Origin of the sequence: Gottfriedia solisilvae (genome assembly GCF_002128405.1) — a bacterium.
GTDB classification, from domain to species: Bacteria; Bacillota; Bacilli; order Bacillales; family Bacillaceae_G; genus Gottfriedia; species Gottfriedia solisilvae.
In genome coordinates, this window is the sequence record NZ_NETJ01000001.1 from 588,614 (window position 1) to 603,624 (window position 15,011).

General features: G+C 30.4%; 21 protein-coding genes. 5 read left to right on the forward strand and 16 right to left on the reverse strand.

The window, feature by feature from the left end; translation table 11 throughout:
* Positions 1 to 14: 14 nt before the first annotated feature.
* Both CAB05_RS02895 and CAB05_RS02900 read right to left on the reverse strand, forming a co-directional pair.
* Positions 15 to 749: a hypothetical protein gene (locus tag CAB05_RS02895; protein ID WP_087998306.1), complete on the reverse strand. Its 735-nt coding sequence runs from the start codon at positions 747 to 749 to the stop codon at positions 15 to 17.
* A 161-nt stretch (positions 750 to 910) separates the two neighbouring features.
* The gene (locus CAB05_RS02900) at positions 911 to 1,156 is read right to left on the reverse strand and encodes a hypothetical protein (RefSeq protein ID WP_087998307.1); all 246 of its coding nucleotides are present in this window, start codon (positions 1,154 to 1,156) and stop codon (positions 911 to 913) included.
* Between the two features lie 268 nt (positions 1,157 to 1,424).
* On the opposite strand from CAB05_RS02900, the gene CAB05_RS22015 reads away from it, so the two are divergent.
* On the forward strand, positions 1,425 to 1,592 hold the full coding sequence (locus CAB05_RS22015) for a hypothetical protein (protein ID WP_158093164.1): 168 nt from the start codon (positions 1,425 to 1,427) through the stop codon (positions 1,590 to 1,592).
* Between the two features lie 74 nt (positions 1,593 to 1,666).
* Here the strand turns inward: CAB05_RS22015 and CAB05_RS02905 are convergent, their stop codons facing one another.
* The 3 genes from CAB05_RS02905 to CAB05_RS02915 form a co-directional block, all read right to left on the reverse strand.
* Positions 1,667 to 2,005, reverse strand: coding sequence for a DUF3291 domain-containing protein (locus CAB05_RS02905; protein WP_087998308.1), 339 nt, complete (start codon positions 2,003 to 2,005; stop codon positions 1,667 to 1,669).
* A 57-nt stretch (positions 2,006 to 2,062) separates the two neighbouring features.
* On the reverse strand, positions 2,063 to 3,127 hold the full coding sequence (locus CAB05_RS02910; protein WP_087998309.1) for a DmpA family aminopeptidase: 1,065 nt from the start codon (positions 3,125 to 3,127) through the stop codon (positions 2,063 to 2,065).
* A gap of 245 nt (positions 3,128 to 3,372) precedes the next feature.
* Positions 3,373 to 4,050, reverse strand: a complete 678-nt coding sequence (locus CAB05_RS02915; protein WP_087998310.1) for a serine/threonine protein kinase — start codon at positions 4,048 to 4,050, stop codon at positions 3,373 to 3,375.
* Positions 4,051 to 4,333: 283 nt separating this feature from the next.
* On the opposite strand from CAB05_RS02915, the gene CAB05_RS02920 reads away from it, so the two are divergent.
* Positions 4,334 to 5,257: a branched-chain amino acid transaminase gene (locus CAB05_RS02920; protein ID WP_087998311.1), complete on the forward strand. Its 924-nt coding sequence runs from the start codon at positions 4,334 to 4,336 to the stop codon at positions 5,255 to 5,257.
* Between the two features lie 226 nt (positions 5,258 to 5,483).
* Here the strand turns inward: CAB05_RS02920 and CAB05_RS02925 are convergent, their stop codons facing one another.
* The 4 genes from CAB05_RS02925 to CAB05_RS02940 form a co-directional block, all read right to left on the reverse strand.
* Entirely contained in the window at positions 5,484 to 5,699 is a 216-nt protein-coding gene (locus CAB05_RS02925) for a hypothetical protein (RefSeq protein WP_087998312.1), read from the reverse strand.
* 137 nt (positions 5,700 to 5,836) lie between these two features.
* Positions 5,837 to 6,136, reverse strand: coding sequence for a hypothetical protein (locus CAB05_RS02930; protein WP_087998313.1), 300 nt, complete (start codon positions 6,134 to 6,136; stop codon positions 5,837 to 5,839).
* Between the two features lie 270 nt (positions 6,137 to 6,406).
* Positions 6,407 to 7,006, reverse strand: a complete 600-nt coding sequence (locus CAB05_RS02935; RefSeq protein WP_087998314.1) for a DUF1510 family protein — start codon at positions 7,004 to 7,006, stop codon at positions 6,407 to 6,409.
* Between the two features lie 166 nt (positions 7,007 to 7,172).
* Positions 7,173 to 7,463: a hypothetical protein gene (locus CAB05_RS02940; RefSeq protein WP_087998315.1), complete on the reverse strand. Its 291-nt coding sequence runs from the start codon at positions 7,461 to 7,463 to the stop codon at positions 7,173 to 7,175.
* A 293-nt stretch (positions 7,464 to 7,756) separates the two neighbouring features.
* Between CAB05_RS02940 and CAB05_RS02945 the strand changes: the two genes are divergently transcribed.
* Entirely contained in the window at positions 7,757 to 8,365 is a 609-nt protein-coding gene (locus CAB05_RS02945) for a TetR family transcriptional regulator (protein WP_087998316.1), read from the forward strand.
* Positions 8,366 to 8,498: 133 nt separating this feature from the next.
* Complete coding sequence (locus CAB05_RS02950; RefSeq protein WP_213087724.1) at positions 8,499 to 8,834, forward strand: YciI family protein; 336 nt, start codon at positions 8,499 to 8,501, stop codon at positions 8,832 to 8,834.
* 33 nt (positions 8,835 to 8,867) lie between these two features.
* Here the strand turns inward: CAB05_RS02950 and CAB05_RS02955 are convergent, their stop codons facing one another.
* From CAB05_RS02955 to CAB05_RS02975, 5 genes are all read right to left on the reverse strand, one after another.
* Positions 8,868 to 9,539, reverse strand: coding sequence for a hypothetical protein (locus CAB05_RS02955; RefSeq protein ID WP_087998317.1), 672 nt, complete (start codon positions 9,537 to 9,539; stop codon positions 8,868 to 8,870).
* A gap of 556 nt (positions 9,540 to 10,095) precedes the next feature.
* Positions 10,096 to 10,716 carry an HAD family hydrolase gene (locus CAB05_RS02960; RefSeq protein WP_087998318.1) on the reverse strand — a complete coding sequence of 207 codons (621 nt, stop codon included), beginning with the start codon at positions 10,714 to 10,716 and terminating at the stop codon, positions 10,096 to 10,098.
* Between the two features lie 11 nt (positions 10,717 to 10,727).
* Entirely contained in the window at positions 10,728 to 11,498 is a 771-nt protein-coding gene (locus CAB05_RS02965; protein WP_087998319.1) for a DeoR/GlpR family DNA-binding transcription regulator, read from the reverse strand.
* 249 nt (positions 11,499 to 11,747) lie between these two features.
* Positions 11,748 to 12,308: a hypothetical protein gene (locus tag CAB05_RS02970; RefSeq protein WP_087998320.1), complete on the reverse strand. Its 561-nt coding sequence runs from the start codon at positions 12,306 to 12,308 to the stop codon at positions 11,748 to 11,750.
* A gap of 288 nt (positions 12,309 to 12,596) precedes the next feature.
* Positions 12,597 to 12,794 (reverse strand): hypothetical protein, encoded by a 198-nt coding sequence (locus CAB05_RS02975; RefSeq protein WP_087998321.1) that lies wholly within the window; start codon positions 12,792 to 12,794, stop codon positions 12,597 to 12,599.
* A 329-nt stretch (positions 12,795 to 13,123) separates the two neighbouring features.
* Here CAB05_RS02975 and CAB05_RS02980 point away from each other — a divergent pair, with 329 nt between their 5' ends.
* Positions 13,124 to 13,669, forward strand: a complete 546-nt coding sequence (locus tag CAB05_RS02980) for a MerR family transcriptional regulator (RefSeq protein ID WP_087998322.1) — start codon at positions 13,124 to 13,126, stop codon at positions 13,667 to 13,669.
* Between the two features lie 109 nt (positions 13,670 to 13,778).
* Here the strand turns inward: CAB05_RS02980 and CAB05_RS02985 are convergent, their stop codons facing one another.
* Positions 13,779 to 13,964 carry a PspC domain-containing protein gene (locus tag CAB05_RS02985; RefSeq protein WP_087998323.1) on the reverse strand — a complete coding sequence of 62 codons (186 nt, stop codon included), beginning with the start codon at positions 13,962 to 13,964 and terminating at the stop codon, positions 13,779 to 13,781.
* A gap of 165 nt (positions 13,965 to 14,129) precedes the next feature.
* Positions 14,130 to 14,906: a YdcF family protein gene (locus CAB05_RS02990; RefSeq protein ID WP_087998324.1), complete on the reverse strand. Its 777-nt coding sequence runs from the start codon at positions 14,904 to 14,906 to the stop codon at positions 14,130 to 14,132.
* Positions 14,907 to 15,011: the final 105 nt, after the last annotated feature.

The following is a 15,011-nucleotide window of genomic DNA, read 5'->3' on the forward strand; positions in this document are numbered from 1 at the left end:
TTCAGCGGTTTTTTTTATGAAAGTTTTGCTACTTTTGAAGGATTATTTAACTTATATTTCACTTCTTTATTTAATTTTTTATCAACAACTTTACCATCAAATTGATAAGAATTTCCAACTTCTAATTCAGCTGCTTTCAAGGATTTACTAAGGGAGCACCAAGCATCACCAATCGTTAATTCAGTATCGCCTTTAACAATCACATTTTCCCAAATAACAATTTCTTCTTCACTATCATTAAAATGATTATATTTTGTTGAAAACTCCTTAACAGTACCATTGAAGTGAGATTTTTCTGTTGGTAGAACAATTGTTACTGTTTCTTTTTTCTCTTTTGAAGCCTTAGTAGTAGATGTACTTTTCGTTTCTTTTGGCTTAGGATTTTCACTCTTTACTTCAGTAGGTTTGCTTGCATTTTCATCTACTATATAAACCTTTTTGAAATTTGGAGACTGCATTTCTTTTAAATACGCTGGATGGATGCTCGATAAGTTTCCATCTTCAAATTCAATAATGATTGTATGGTACTCAGCTGTGACACCGTAAGTCTCATACCCGACAATTTTAACGATTCGTTGATAATCCTGCCCTTTAAATAAAAATTCATGTTTTGGATTCTTATTAAAAAGTCCCCACAATTGACCTTTTTCTAAATAGTCTTCATCAGATAAAAATTTTGTAAATTCCCCTTTAGGTGGGATATATTTCGTTAATTCACTTTTTTCAATATGTGATAAATTGTTCGCCATGTATAAACTCCTTTTTTAACAATACACTTATTTATTTAATAGTAATCTACTTATCATTTTTTCACAATCATCACTGATTTAAAACAATTTATTCTCTTATTTAAGAATGTAATCTTTTAAAGAATTACCAAATAAAAAAAGCAACCAAATTGGCTGCTGACTTACTTTTCTTCTGGTTTATTGATCACATTTTTCGTACCACTATATAGTCCAGTAGCTGATAATCCAATCATTAACCCTACTACAATACCCTCTTTAATATTACTTGCTATATAAAAGATGCCAAAGAGTAAGCCAAAGAATACACTTACAAATGGAGCGTATTTTGCTGGTAACCCGCCTCTTTTAAATAATTCTACGATTCCTATGATGAGTGGAATGACTGCTACATTATAGATTTCAAACATCCTACACCCCTCCTTTATTTCAATATATTCTATTTTATTAATGCATCCTTCAAAATGTGTCCATTCAGTAATAGTCTCAAAAAATATTTTTGAAAAAATTTTAAGTTGCTATTAACCTATTCCTTCAATAATTACATAGTGACTGATCCCATGTTTAGAATAATCGACTTTCATTTCAACCACATGAAAAAATCATGACAATTCATTTAAATTTGTATTCAATAAAAATTTATTGTCAAAACTGTATTAATGAAAGGAGTTGACAAAATTGGGATATAGATTAGATTCTAAAATAACTAACATAATGAATGACCTGGATATTGATGAACAAGAAGCAGCCAATATACTTCATATTCCTAGATCCGATATTTTTGATAGTGTAGATCAAAACGAATTTAGAACAACTCCATATTTAAAATTATTCAATATATTTTGACCTAATGACAAAAACCCTTGGACCTAATGGTTTCAAGGGTTTTATGTTTTATGCTATAGGTAAAGACGATACACTTATCTTCCATAATGTTGATGTAATTGTTCCATACATTCCTTCCAATTAGGAATTTTTTCATTTTCAATTTCCCAATTTATTTTCTCTAATTCATCTGCAATGTTTCTTGATATTTTCATAGCTTTTAAATGATTCCCGTTATTTCGGTATTTTTTCATAAATTCTTTATTTTCCCAAACAGTTAGAGTCCAGTATGTCAATAAATTCTCATTTCTTACTGAAGAATGTATTAAGCCCTCTGATTTTTTTAATTGCTGATTTGATTGAAATGTATGTAAAAAAAATAGTGGTAACATTCTTCTTCCTTTTAAATGTAATCTCGTAACTGAAATAAACATATCTTCCCTCTTTTTGAAAGTTTTAAAATATAATTAAGTTCGGTAATTGAATGATTACTAGATTAGGTGAATATTGTGCAAAGATAATAAATCCTTAAAAGCTGGTCTTTCATTTCCATCTCTTCCAACAACATGTGTTGCTGTTACTAAAGAGTTCAAAACAGCCTCTTCAGTAGCTTCTCCAATTGCTCTAAAGGCTAAATCAATATCTTCTTCATGGATAACTGGAATTGAAATACATTGAGTGGTTTTTTCATGTGGTATTTTAGTAGCAGTTGAAAATCCAATGACTACTTCTCCACTACCAGTTGTTATAATTGAACCCGTACGCGAAAGCCCTGTAATTGCTCTTTTTATGATTCTATTTAGCTGCCTTTCTGACACTGGAAGATCAGTTCCTACTATGATAATAATCGACCCTTTGTCTTGTTCCTCTCGTGATTTAAGAATTGCATTACTTAATTCTTCGCCAACAGCCTTTCCATTTACTTTTAAATCACTCAAAATACCAAAATTAGTTAATACCAAGACGCCCATTGTATAAGTCCCATGTTCCATATTCATGAGTCTTGAAGATGTACCAATACCACCTTTTAATGAATAACAAAGCATTCCAGTACCTGCTCCAACTGTTCCCTCTGTAACATTTGTTGATGTATTGCTTAAAGCTTCTATAACATGATTTTTTGTAATTTGTCTAGCTCGTACATCATTTAAATGCATGTCATTACATTCGCAAACTATTGGATTAACAGTTCCCGTCGTTCTTCCTATTTCCGGATTATGATCTAGCATGTATTCGATTAATGCATCAGCAGCTGTACCAATGCTTAGGGTATTTGTTAAAATAATTGGTGTTTCTAATGTACCTAGTTCATTTATTTGGATTGTTCCCATCGTTTTCCCAAATCCATTAATGATATGTGTTGAAGCAATTAACTTCTCCTTAAAAATATTCCCTTGGTGAGGAAGGATTGCTGTTACACCTGTTTGAATGTCCCCATCACTGAGCGTAACATGACCAACCGTAATCCCTTCAACGTCAGAAATTGCGTTTTGTTTACCAGTTTCTAATTTCCCTATTTTCACACCATAATCTCTGATTCGTTTTTGATGACACATAAATTTTCCTCCATTATTTCAACAAAAATGTTCTACGTATTCTTCTGCAAAATTATCTAAATTTAACGTTAATCGTAAGTACAATTCACCAAGTACAAACTTATGATGAAAATGAATTGATTCTTCGTACTATCTTATACATTCTATTGTCTACTATTACAACCCTGCTTAATAAAAAATAAAAAATGAGCTACCAAAGGTAACTCATTCAAAAAAGAACTATTTTGTATCAAGTATTTAAATTTTTACTTTTTAAACGAAGTTAGTTTCAAAACTATTTTCATAAACTCCTCGTAAGATGCAAAGTACTTATTCCGATGGTTATACCACTTTCGAATCGTTTCTAAGACCCAAAACGGTACACTATTTCCATCAATTAAGTGATAGTAATCGTCGTAAGCTTTTTTCAAATGCTCCCATCTAAAATCATTTCCGGATTGATTATACTCTGATATATCGAGTATTTTTGCTCTTCCATTTTGTAATAAAATATTTTTCAAATGTATATCACGTGGATTTAGCCCTTTTGTTCGTACTATTTCTCTAGCAGCTTCCACATCATCTATCACCTGTTGTGGAACGTGAATACCTAGTAAAAGGCAGTCAAATAGCGTTTTCCCTTCCTCATAACTTAAAACAAGGAAATGATCATTTGATGCAAAACACCTTGAGAAGAATGGCGAGTCCCCGATCATATGATATATATTTTCTTCAACTTTTATTTTATGTACTTTGTCTTTTGCATAAACTTTAAATGCATACTCTGGAGCAAAAAATGATTGAAAGACTGCTGCATCAGTCCCCACACCGATACACTTTAAATCATCAGAATCACCACAAATTGTTACAGGTTCATTGTTTGGATTTGATAAAACTGTTATCTTTGAGAGTGAATCAATTGCAATTTCCCACTTATTTTCCACATTTTCACTCCCTTTAAATTCTCTTACTTAATAAATTACTTATACTAGTTAAATTTTTTTAATTTATTTTTAATTATATTTTAATATTAGTATAAACGTAAAAAGCTTAAAAAACCAAATATAAGAACTAATATTTCGATTTATTCTATTTTTTAGCTTCGCATCTTGTTGACAGTATATGTATTTTAAGAACAGTCTATTTCAATCAAAAATAATAACTTTAACGTTCTTCCTATAGCATTCTTTACACGAAACTTAAATAAGCTTTTATAAAAGTACATAGATGAAAGTGGTGATTTTTATAGCCTATATATTCGATCAAGGGCAATTTCTAGATGAATCAACAACTTCTATTAGTTTGAGAAATAAAGGGTTAAATTATGGATTAGGATTTTTTGAAGGAATCCGTGCTTTTTGGAATGAAGAGCAGCAACAATTATATGTTTTTCGATTATATGATCATTATTTACGCTTTTTCCACTCAGGCAGGTCGATACATATGGATATCCCCTTTTCACCTACCCAATTAGCTGAGTGGACGATTCAATTATTACGTTTAAACAATATACGAGAAGATACGTATATACGTCCCATCTGCTTTAAAGGTAGCGATACACTAAGACCTAATTTAACTGATCCTTATAACCGAGTGATGATCTATGAAACGATTAGTCACTATTTACCTCAAAAAGAGCTAAAAGTTTGCATTTCATCCTGGATCAGAAATGGAAGCAATATGATTCCTCCCCAATCGAAAACAACTGGAGGATATATGAATTCGGCATTAGCAACAGCCGGGGCTATTTTAAATGGTTATGATGAAGCTATTTTCTTAACTGAGGAAGGAAATGTAAGCGAAGGTCCAGGTGAAAATATATTTTTGGTTCGTAATAATCAACTTATTACGCCCCCACTATCTGATGACATATTGGCAGGTATCACTCGTGAAACTGTAATGACTTTAGCAGAAAATATTTTCCACATGACGGTTAAGGAACAAAGTATTTCTAGAACTGAACTATATTCAGGTGACGAAGTTTTTTTTACTGGAACAGCAATTGGCATTAAACCAATAATTGAAATTGATCGAAGAATGATTGGATACGGCCAAGAAGGACCGAATACAAAACGAATACGCGAATTGTATAATCAAATTACAATGGGAAAACATCCTAATTTTATGAAATATTGTACACCTGTTTATTAAACGCTATTAAGTGATTTCAAAATTAATTTTCAATAAATGAAAAAAGTAACCCATTAGAATTCGTACAGGGTTACTTTTTCCTTTTGTCTTTTTCCAATTCGTTCAAAGACTTAGGGGTTATTTATGGATTGGTTTCTATATATATTAATTATTTGATGAATCTTTGTAAGACGAAACTTCACTAAAAGAATTATGATTAAATCTATCTATTTATGTATTAAGGTTCTTATATTTCACTTCTATCTTTACTTACTATTTTAATTAATTCATCAATTTTTTCATTTCTTTCTTTGTCTAAATTTATTTTTGCATTCATAAATTTAATAATTTTAGTTACAAAGTAAATACCAATGCAAAGTAGCACAAACTTTAAAAACACTGGAAAGTAAACATAAAAAAGCATAATACCATCTGTAGCAAATACTGTTTCACCGTTAAACATTTTTAACCTCCAAAATTGTATAAATTCAAATCAACACTTTTTAAAATAAATAAAATGAGTTGTTGCAAAAAATTTGATGTAGCGTAATAGAAAAAACACAAAACAAGAAAAGTATCTTATCTTAAACTACTCAATCGTTAATCAAAACGTACCGTATCTATTCCATCTATAATATCTTCTAATTCTGTTAAAAAATTTATTTGTACTGGTGCTGGAATTTGCTCCATCCAATTTTTTATTTCAGGTACCTCTTCAGCTTCCTCAATATTTAATGGTTTTGGATCAAGGGTTTCCCACCATTTTTTCAATTCATCAATAAACTCATAAAAATAGCGTTCAAATCTTTCTGCCCATTCTGCGCCTTCATCATCTGAAGTTTTTTGCATCATTCCCCAGGCTTCCATTGCAGTTTCAAAATATTCATCTATCTTCTTCATTTTGAACTCCTTTCTTCATACATCTTCAACTATAATTAATCGATAAATTAAACTTAAGGTAGTTTGTTAACATAACTTATAAAAATTGTAAATTGACTAGATTAACAATAAGAAGAACTATATGTTTACTTAATATAATAGCGTAATTCAGATGAAAATCCTTCAATTTTTTACAACTCCAAACTAAAACCAACAAAAAATAAATGAAATAAATAGGCTGCCGAGATATACTCGACAGCCTTAGTCCAATAGGTACTCCCTATCTTCTTTTTATGAAGCAGGTTCAATTTTTGTTGCTATATAACCTGTGCCATTCCATTCAAGAAACACACGATATTTTTGTGAGCCTTTTTCTTTTGCAGAGACAGTCCCAACTGAACCTCCTGGGTTGCTTTTATCGCTCCCTAAAAACCAAACAGTCATATTACTTTGATCTATTCCAGTAGAAGTTGAGATTGTCTGTAGCATATCCTGCCAATCTTGAGAACTAGAATCATAGTTTGTAACATGCTGCATTCCTGTTTGTTCCGGCGTTTCTGGAGCTATAGTTGAATTTGACTGAGAGCTATCCGGCGTAGAATCTCCAGACACTGTATCACTACTTGATTGATCAATTTGAGTTTGATCTTCAGACGATGTGTCCTCATTTGTTTCATCTACTGTAGAATCCTCTTCTGCAGTTGGCTTTTCCTGATTTTCGGTTGAAGCTTGAGTACTTTTTGGGGATGCATTGTTATCATTTGATGAAAAAATCGAATACATAACAAATACAATCAGTATAAGACCTATTGCAATTGATCCAGTTAAAATCAATTTGGTTTTTTTTCTTTTTGCTCTAGATGTTGCACGTGAATTTCCATTATTCAACATAACCACTCTCCCAAATCTGAGAATGTCAAAATTCTACCATGTGTAATGAAAAACTTGAAGTATTTCTCATAAAATTAACCATTTCGTAATACAACTGATAACTTCCTTTTCATGAATTTACATCCAAATGAACTACTCCAAGTCTGGAAAATTAAATTGAACAGTATTATATATTCGTTTTTTTTGATGATTTAAAAAATTTTTTTCCTTTGTTATAGATAAATCTTTCTAATTTAGCCAATAATCCATTCCCATTTTCACCACGTTCTACTTCAGAAACATGATTTTTATGGAGAACGTTTATGTTAGCAAGAGCTTTTCCTTTGTTATAAACAAATTTCTCCCATCTAGCTAATAATCCATTTCCATTTTGAATATTATTGACATGATTTTTATGGAATTCTGCCACTCGCTTATTATGTTTTTTCTGCCATACTTGTAATTTATTTGTTTCCATTTTAATTTCCACCTTCCTTATATTTAATTCTGAATGTTTCGTTGTACCAACATATATCCGTCATAGCGTTGTAATTAAATACTTGTATTATCATATACCTGTTAATCGGCGTTCTTAATCAGATCAACCCAATTTAACACCGTTAAATTTAACGGTGTTAAATTGAATATAAGTGCTTTTTTAGACACTGTCAAGTAGAATAAGATTAAATATAATCGACAATTAATTTAGGTAAACACTGCAATTTACGTACGATAGATAAAATGATAGAGCTTAGTAAGGAGAGAAATTTGATGGCATTAATAAAGGAAAAAATAATAGAGGAATCACTACAATTGCTTAATGAAAGCGGTCTCGAAGGTGTCACTTTGCGAAAACTTGCAAAAAGATTAGGTGTTCAAGCACCAGCTTTATATTGGCATTTTAAAAATAAAGAAGCATTAGTGAACGAACTTGCTGAGACTATATTGCGAAACGAATTCTCTGAATTTGAGCAAAGCGATGATAGCGAGGAGTGGCAAAAATTGTTCATCCATATTTTTTATCGTTTACGTAAAGCCTTAATCTCTTATACAGATGGTGGCAGGGTCGTTGCTGGAGCACATCTATCACTAAAAATGGCGGAAATTTCAGAAGTGGCAATTAAAACACTTTTAGATGCCGGGATAAGTCTTCATAAATCACGGTTGTTAGTTTTGACGGCAAAACATTACACTTTTGGATATGTGATTGAGGAGCAAACTTCTCCATCTCCGGAAATAATTAATATTTTCGATTTAGAGTTATTTAAAAAAAATCATCCCTTAACGATTCAAAGTATAGAAGAATATTTTGCTACTGGGCGGACTCGTGATGATTTATTTCTTGATGGAATGGAAATTATCATAGGCGTTCAACGTTAACTCACTGTTAAAGCAGATCTACAAAGCATGCGAAATGTCACATTGTTAGGTACTTTGTTTTCGTGGATGAATTGTGAAATAATTGAAGTTAAGTGTCACTATTCAAATTCAATAATATTGGAGGTAAATTAGAATGTCCGACAGCACTCAAATGCATCATTCAGGTAAATTGCACTTTATGCTAAAATCTACTCCCCCAAGAACAACTTTTCAACAAGACATGTCAGATGAAGAACGAACAATCATGGGAAAACATATTGCCTATTGGACAGACAAGCAAAACCAAGGGATTGCTCTTGTATTCGGTCCTGTTCGAAATCCTACATCACCTCATGGAATTGCTATCATTGAAGTTGAAAATGAAGATCAAGTCCCAAAACTGATTGCCGAAGATCCAGCCGTAATTGCTGGTATCATGACAACAGAGTATCACCCGATGTTGGCAGTGCTTCCTAACCAAAAGTCATAACCAGGTGATTTTAAAAAAGCAAACGGCTCAGCATTATGCTGAGCCATTTGCTTTTTTCAAGGGTTCGAATTGCATTAGTTTCTTGACCCACTGATGGAATGCTTTATTGGTATTCCTTTTAGCATCTACTATTAACCATCGCATTTCATGTGGCGTTTGTCTATACCATTCAAGCTCTTCAACACAAAACCTTTCATTCACTGGGAGAAATTTGTTCCAGTCTAATTTTTTTAATGATTCTTCATCATTAACATCGAAATCTGGCATTTCTAATACCATTTCATATAAATCCCCTAAATTCATATTATTAGCTTCTAACCCATAGTCTTCAAGGAACATAATCTTTTTGTCTTCTTGGTAAAGATAATAACAATATCCTTCAAATTCTTTTCCATGAAAAACCGCCATTGGGTGTTCATGATTCTCCTTGCACAAACACAAATTACAATTTAATGTATTAAAAATATTAATAAATTTGCTTAAATAACTCTTTCTAACAGGAATGATTGAACTAAATAGCCCTTTTCTAGGTTCTAATCCAGTGTACCTTTCTTCAATCATAATATTATAGAAGTCCTCTTCATTAAAATACTGATTATCACGTTCAATTTGATAATAATATTGATACTTTTTCATAATCTTCTCAATATGTTTTTTGGGTGGTAATTTATTTCCATAAATAAGTAAAATAATGTTAATCTCCATTTAAAACGATCTCCTCATTGCTATTAACGCTAATTTAATAATCTAATTAACTATTAAAAATTATCAAATTAAAAAATCAGTTATCAGTTTAATATAAACCTTATAACAAATTGAATAATAAAAGCTAAAATTGATGTAATGATCATATCAAAAACTATCATTTTCTTATTAGTTTATTTATAGTCTGAATCTAAAAAATATCTTAATATGTAAAAGACCATAAACAACCCTAATAATTCGAAAAAAGTCATGCCCTCATCCCTCAGCAAATCCTTAAAAAATCTCTGTATAAATTCTATCTTAAACATTACATGAAATAGTTATTTGAAGATACTCTATTAGATAAAATAATAGAATTTATGTAAATAGTTAGCTCAGAGAATTTATGGATTTAATGCTTTAATTGAAGAAATCAAGGTTTTCCACCTATTTTTCCTTTATTTAACTATTAAAAAATTAAGATACTTTATAGTTTTTATACAAAAAAAGACGGTCTTCTTTTGTTAAGATCCGACTTTTTTTGCTTACCTAAGAAAAACTTTAAGTTTAAACTCTATCAAACTAAATTTAATATATCCATAGGCTTGTTTAATACAAAATCTGCTTTTTCAAAGCCTTCCGTTGTCTTTGAACCCCATAATGCAAGTGCGAATTTTACGCCAGCACTTTTTGCACATTGCATGTCGTATATAGAATCCCCAATGTATATTGCGCTATCATTTGGAACATCTAATTTTTCTAAACAAGCTACTAGTGGATCTGGATTCGGTTTATGCTTTACAGTATCACATGCACAAATGATATGTCCGAAGTAATCATTTAACCCAAATGGTTCGAATCCGTCTTTTAGATCATTTTTAGTTTTCGATGTAACGATTCCAAGTTTTAATTTTCTAAGTGATAATTCTTTTATAACTTCTTCTATTTCTTCAAATACGGTAACTTCATGTAAAAAATCTAATTCAGCTTTTGACCATTTTGGATGAACTTCTTCTATATTAGATATGTTTAATTTCTTCAAAGTTTCTTTACCTGGAATTCCTAAGGCAAATCTTAATTCATGTAATTGAAACTCTTTATTTAGTTCATACTTTAAAACCTTTTGTAAAGATTTAAGTACAATTTGCTCTGTATCCAAAATTGTGCCATCAATATCAAAAATAATAGATGTTACCAAACTAATTCCCCCTATTTTTCATCTTGATTTGCCAAGATTACTTCAACGCCGTGTTCTATCATAATGTTATTTAAATCATTAGGTATTTCTTGATTAGTAATAAAAGTATCTATTGATTCAAGTGTTAAAGCTTTATAATGCTGCCTTTGATGGAACTTAGTATGATCTGCCAATAAAATAACTTGATCAGCATGCTTTATTAATTCACGTTTAAAATGAATATCTTCCTCAAATCCATAATATATCCCCTCTTCCGTAATACCCACCGCTCCAATAAACACCTTATTGAAATGATAATCTTTCAGTTTCTCAGTAGTAGAATATCCAGTGACATGTCGAGAGGATTTATTTAATACTCCTCCTAAAAAATGAATTGTCGTATCTTCAGATTGGGCTAATGTATAAGCACTATCAATAGAATTGGTTACGATTGTTACGTTCTTTGATTGTAAATATTGACCGATAAAATTAACTGTGGTTGAAACATCTAAGTAAATCATGTCATTATTTGTGATCAGATCTGCAGCTTTCATTCCAATTATTTTTTTCGTTTCCATCTCAGTCAGTGATCGTTCTTGATAATTATCAATTTTCTTATGAAAAGTTGATAAAGCTACTCCACCATAAGTTCTAACCACTGCTTTATTTTTTGAAAGTTTTACAATATCTCTTCTTGCAGTATCACGTGAGATATTATACATATCACACATTTGTTTAATGTTCATTGTTTTATGAGTTTCTAAATAATTAAGGATGCGTATTAATCGTTCATCTTGATTCATTAGTAACCACCTCATACATATTATAAGTTATATTAAGTTATTATGTAAGTAATTTTAAGTAAATATAATATTTATACGCATTTAATTAAGTGGTATTAAGTATATATATTATACACATGGATAAATTTCCAATAATTTTCCCCGAATAATTCCTATCAGACATTTTTTTAAGATACTAGAATGTCATACAAAAAAAGTCGCAATTGCGACTTAGATTGTGTGTTACATATGAAAGGCTAGTTTTAAAAGTTATCTATTAAAGTCTTCAAGCGATTTTTTACCATTTCCATTCAATAGATTTTTCATTAGATGATTGGAAATCGATAATGCCTCTTCTCTACTTTTTGCTGGTGCAGAAATCATAATACCATCACTAGTACTCCATCCATTAGTCCCTTTTGGCTCTTCTTCATATACTAAAATTGTAAGCTGACTAAAATCTTTACTTATATAAAGAGTCCCATAGTTATTAATGTCTAACCAATTTGAATAATCATTTAAAATGATTAAACCGCTATTGTCTTCATTGAATACAATTTCTACTTCTTTTTGGTCAATTTTTACGAAAGGTGGAACATCTCCTTTTATATCAATCGTACCTTTAAAACGATCATTTTCAAACATTTTATTTCGCAGCTTACCTTTTACTGTAATAGTGACTTTTTCATTAATGCTTTTCTTCTTTTCACCTAGTCCGTATAAATACCCATCAAATGACTGATTAACTTCTTTCGGCAGTATAATCCATACAAAGTAACTTGCTATACATATAAAGCATAGTAAAATAATTATTGCTATCTTTCGTTTCATTTTATTCAATTTCCTCTCTATTAAAATCCCTTTCACATTTTAATTTTTTTTAATATCTTTCCAGCCAGTTTTTGAATGAACTTGGGTTATTCTACTTTCACTAATAAACTCAACTATTTTTCCATCAATTTTGTATCTGGTTACGATAAACTGTATATTTACTGAATCATATTCAGGATGATTCAACATAAAAGAATTGTCATTTAATAAAGTCCTCGATCCACTGATAATTTCTTTATGAAGCCATTGTGTATTCCATTTATTATATTTAATTGCTAGTTCATACCATTACTTTTCTCTAATAAGACTCATTTCGTCTTTAGTTAAAGTTTTAGTAACAGTTGATTCTTTTTTCGTATTTTGAACAAAAAGTTTATTTACTGAACTTCCTATTTTGGTGAAATTCAGAACAATCAATAAAATAATAATCAATACGGCTATTTTACGACTAGTTCTAAGTTTCTTTCTTTTTTCTACTACTTCCATAATTAGAAACACTCCTACAACATTAGTCCTATTTTATAGATATTAAATAATGAAAGTGAATAATCCTTTTTATTGAACTTATGACTTTATGCAATAAAAAAAACGACTAAATAGTCCCCTTGTTCTTCAACCATGAAAAATTAATTACATAAGATTACACGTATTCAATTAAATCGTCGCCTGATTATGTCACTGAGAAGCTCATATCTGGAATTGTTAAAAAGGATAAACTAATAAAAAAATAAATAGAACTCCTATTGCAACTAACGTAACGTCAGGTTATATAATTTACTTGTCGACAATCAATTCGTATGAAATGAGGTGAAAGCATGCCAAAAACCTCTTGGAAAATTGGTGAGCTTGCAAGCCAGTGTGGAATAACAGTAAGAACACTGCACCATTACCACCAAATAGGTCTATTAGTGCCATCTGAATTTACCGATGCTGGTCATAGACTTTACACAAAGGCTGATGCAACAAAACTACAACAAATTTTATCTCTAAAGCAATTAGGACTTTCATTAGAAGAAATATTTAACTTTCTTGTAAATCCTAATTTTGATCCAATACTAGTTGTTCAAGCTCAACTCGATATCATAAATGAACAGATAAAGTTAAAAGAAAAGCTACGCGATGAGCTTGAGCAGCTACATGCAATTATGTCATTAAACAAAAATATCAGTGCCGACCAATTATTAAAAATATTGGAGTTGATCCGAATGAACGAAAGTAATTATTTAAAACCAGAGTTAATAGAGAAGATGAGAGCTTTACTCGAAAGCCTTCCGGAAGAAAAAAAGTTAAAGATGAAAAAAATGCTTCCGCTCGTTAATGAGACAAAAAAGCAAGCACTACAGAAAATGAATTTAAAATAGGATAATAATGCATTTCATCTATAAAATGAAACAAAAAACGGGCTGAAAAGTGCACTTTTCAAACCCGTTTTTTGCTATTTTCACTCTTTATTTTTTTGTGATAATTTAATTATAAAGTTGTAGGACGATCAGGAAGTATATTAGCAAGAATAATATATATGATTAAATTTGCAGGTAAAAAAAGAATAAATAAAAGTCTTATAAAAAAAGATGAAATATCGAAATACTCAGCAATACCTCCACATACCCCAGCTATTGACCTATCTTTTGATGATTTTGTTAATTTCTTTTTCAAAGATAATCCCCCTCGCCCTTAGTTTCTTACCTCATATATAAAATTTACCATAGTTATCCCTTTCTTTTTTAATATTTTTATCAGTAATGTTTCTATTCATGATAAAAAAAAGAGCCACCATTGTGACTCTATCTAGCAACTTTTAAAAAAATTGATTGGTTGAAATTATAAATATTGATTTATTATTGTTTTCACAATACCGAAGTACTCTCGAATGAAATAATTTATTCTAACAAGCATAGGAGATTTTCCTCCTAATCCATAACTCTCCAAACCTAACTCTTTACCAATCATTTTAGCTCTTACTACGTGATAATCATTTGTGACAATTAATACGGTTGGTTCTGTAACTCCTAATTGTTTAATGATCTGTTTTGAAAATTTAAGATTCTCATATGTTGTAGTTGATTCACTTTCATAGTATATTCGGTTTTCTGCAATTCCTTTATCGGTTAAATACTTTCCCATAGCCTTAGCTTCAGAAATCGTTTCCCCTTCACCTTGACCACCTGAAACAATTACTGGTAGATTCTTATTCTTTAACAAAAATTGTTTTCCTGCTTCTAATCTAGTTTCAAGAGTCTTGGAGGGAATGTCCCCATGGAGTCCAGCCCCAAGTATTATAACAAAGTCGACATTTTTAAAATCATCCTTATTACTTGCTTTAGCCTCTAAAATGATGATAGATTCTATTAAGAAAAAAGAAGTGAGAAATACACTATACATTGCTACAATTATTTGGCTAACTACTTTAAATTTTCGATTTCCTGATATTTTTGCTTTATTAAATAAAACTAATATTAGAAACAAAACCGCGCAGTTAGCAATTACAAATAAAACACCAAAACTATTTCCAAATATTGCAAGTAAAGCCATTATTATTAAAAAAATTAATAGATAGATAGTTCTACTTTGTTTAATACCTTTTATTAAAAATTCCATTCAGTACCTCATCCCATATGTGCATTCTATAGTTGTTGATATTTTTTATTTTACCAACATACAGCTTAAAATTATAGGATTTCATACAATATTTTCATTTACTTT

Bases quoted from the DNA above. Each gene is read 5' to 3' on its own strand.
- CAB05_RS02895 (WP_087998306.1), bottom strand. From the start codon at position 749: ATGGCGAACAATTTATCACATATTGAAAAAAGTGAATTAACGAAATAT.
- CAB05_RS02900 (WP_087998307.1), bottom strand. From the start codon at position 1,156: ATGTTTGAAATCTATAATGTAGCAGTCATTCCACTCATCATAGGAATC.
- CAB05_RS02905 (WP_087998308.1), bottom strand. From the start codon at position 2,005: ATGTTTATTTCAGTTACGAGATTACATTTAAAAGGAAGAAGAATGTTA.
- CAB05_RS02910 (WP_087998309.1), bottom strand. From the start codon at position 3,127: ATGTGTCATCAAAAACGAATCAGAGATTATGGTGTGAAAATAGGGAAA.
- CAB05_RS02920 (WP_087998311.1), top strand. From the start codon at position 4,334: ATGAAAGTGGTGATTTTTATAGCCTATATATTCGATCAAGGGCAATTT.
- CAB05_RS02925 (WP_087998312.1), bottom strand. From the start codon at position 5,699: ATGTTTAACGGTGAAACAGTATTTGCTACAGATGGTATTATGCTTTTT.
- CAB05_RS02930 (WP_087998313.1), bottom strand. From the start codon at position 6,136: ATGAAGAAGATAGATGAATATTTTGAAACTGCAATGGAAGCCTGGGGA.
- CAB05_RS02935 (WP_087998314.1), bottom strand. From the start codon at position 7,006: ATGTTGAATAATGGAAATTCACGTGCAACATCTAGAGCAAAAAGAAAA.
- CAB05_RS02940 (WP_087998315.1), bottom strand. From the start codon at position 7,463: ATGGAAACAAATAAATTACAAGTATGGCAGAAAAAACATAATAAGCGA.
- CAB05_RS02945 (WP_087998316.1), top strand. From the start codon at position 7,757: ATGGCATTAATAAAGGAAAAAATAATAGAGGAATCACTACAATTGCTT.
- CAB05_RS02950 (WP_213087724.1), top strand. From the start codon at position 8,499: ATGTCCGACAGCACTCAAATGCATCATTCAGGTAAATTGCACTTTATG.
- CAB05_RS02955 (WP_087998317.1), bottom strand. From the start codon at position 9,539: ATGGAGATTAACATTATTTTACTTATTTATGGAAATAAATTACCACCC.
- CAB05_RS02965 (WP_087998319.1), bottom strand. From the start codon at position 11,498: ATGAATCAAGATGAACGATTAATACGCATCCTTAATTATTTAGAAACT.
- CAB05_RS02970 (WP_087998320.1), bottom strand. From the start codon at position 12,308: ATGAAACGAAAGATAGCAATAATTATTTTACTATGCTTTATATGTATA.
- CAB05_RS02975 (WP_087998321.1), bottom strand. From the start codon at position 12,794: ATGGAAGTAGTAGAAAAAAGAAAGAAACTTAGAACTAGTCGTAAAATA.
- CAB05_RS02980 (WP_087998322.1), top strand. From the start codon at position 13,124: ATGCCAAAAACCTCTTGGAAAATTGGTGAGCTTGCAAGCCAGTGTGGA.
- CAB05_RS02990 (WP_087998324.1), bottom strand. From the start codon at position 14,906: ATGGAATTTTTAATAAAAGGTATTAAACAAAGTAGAACTATCTATCTA.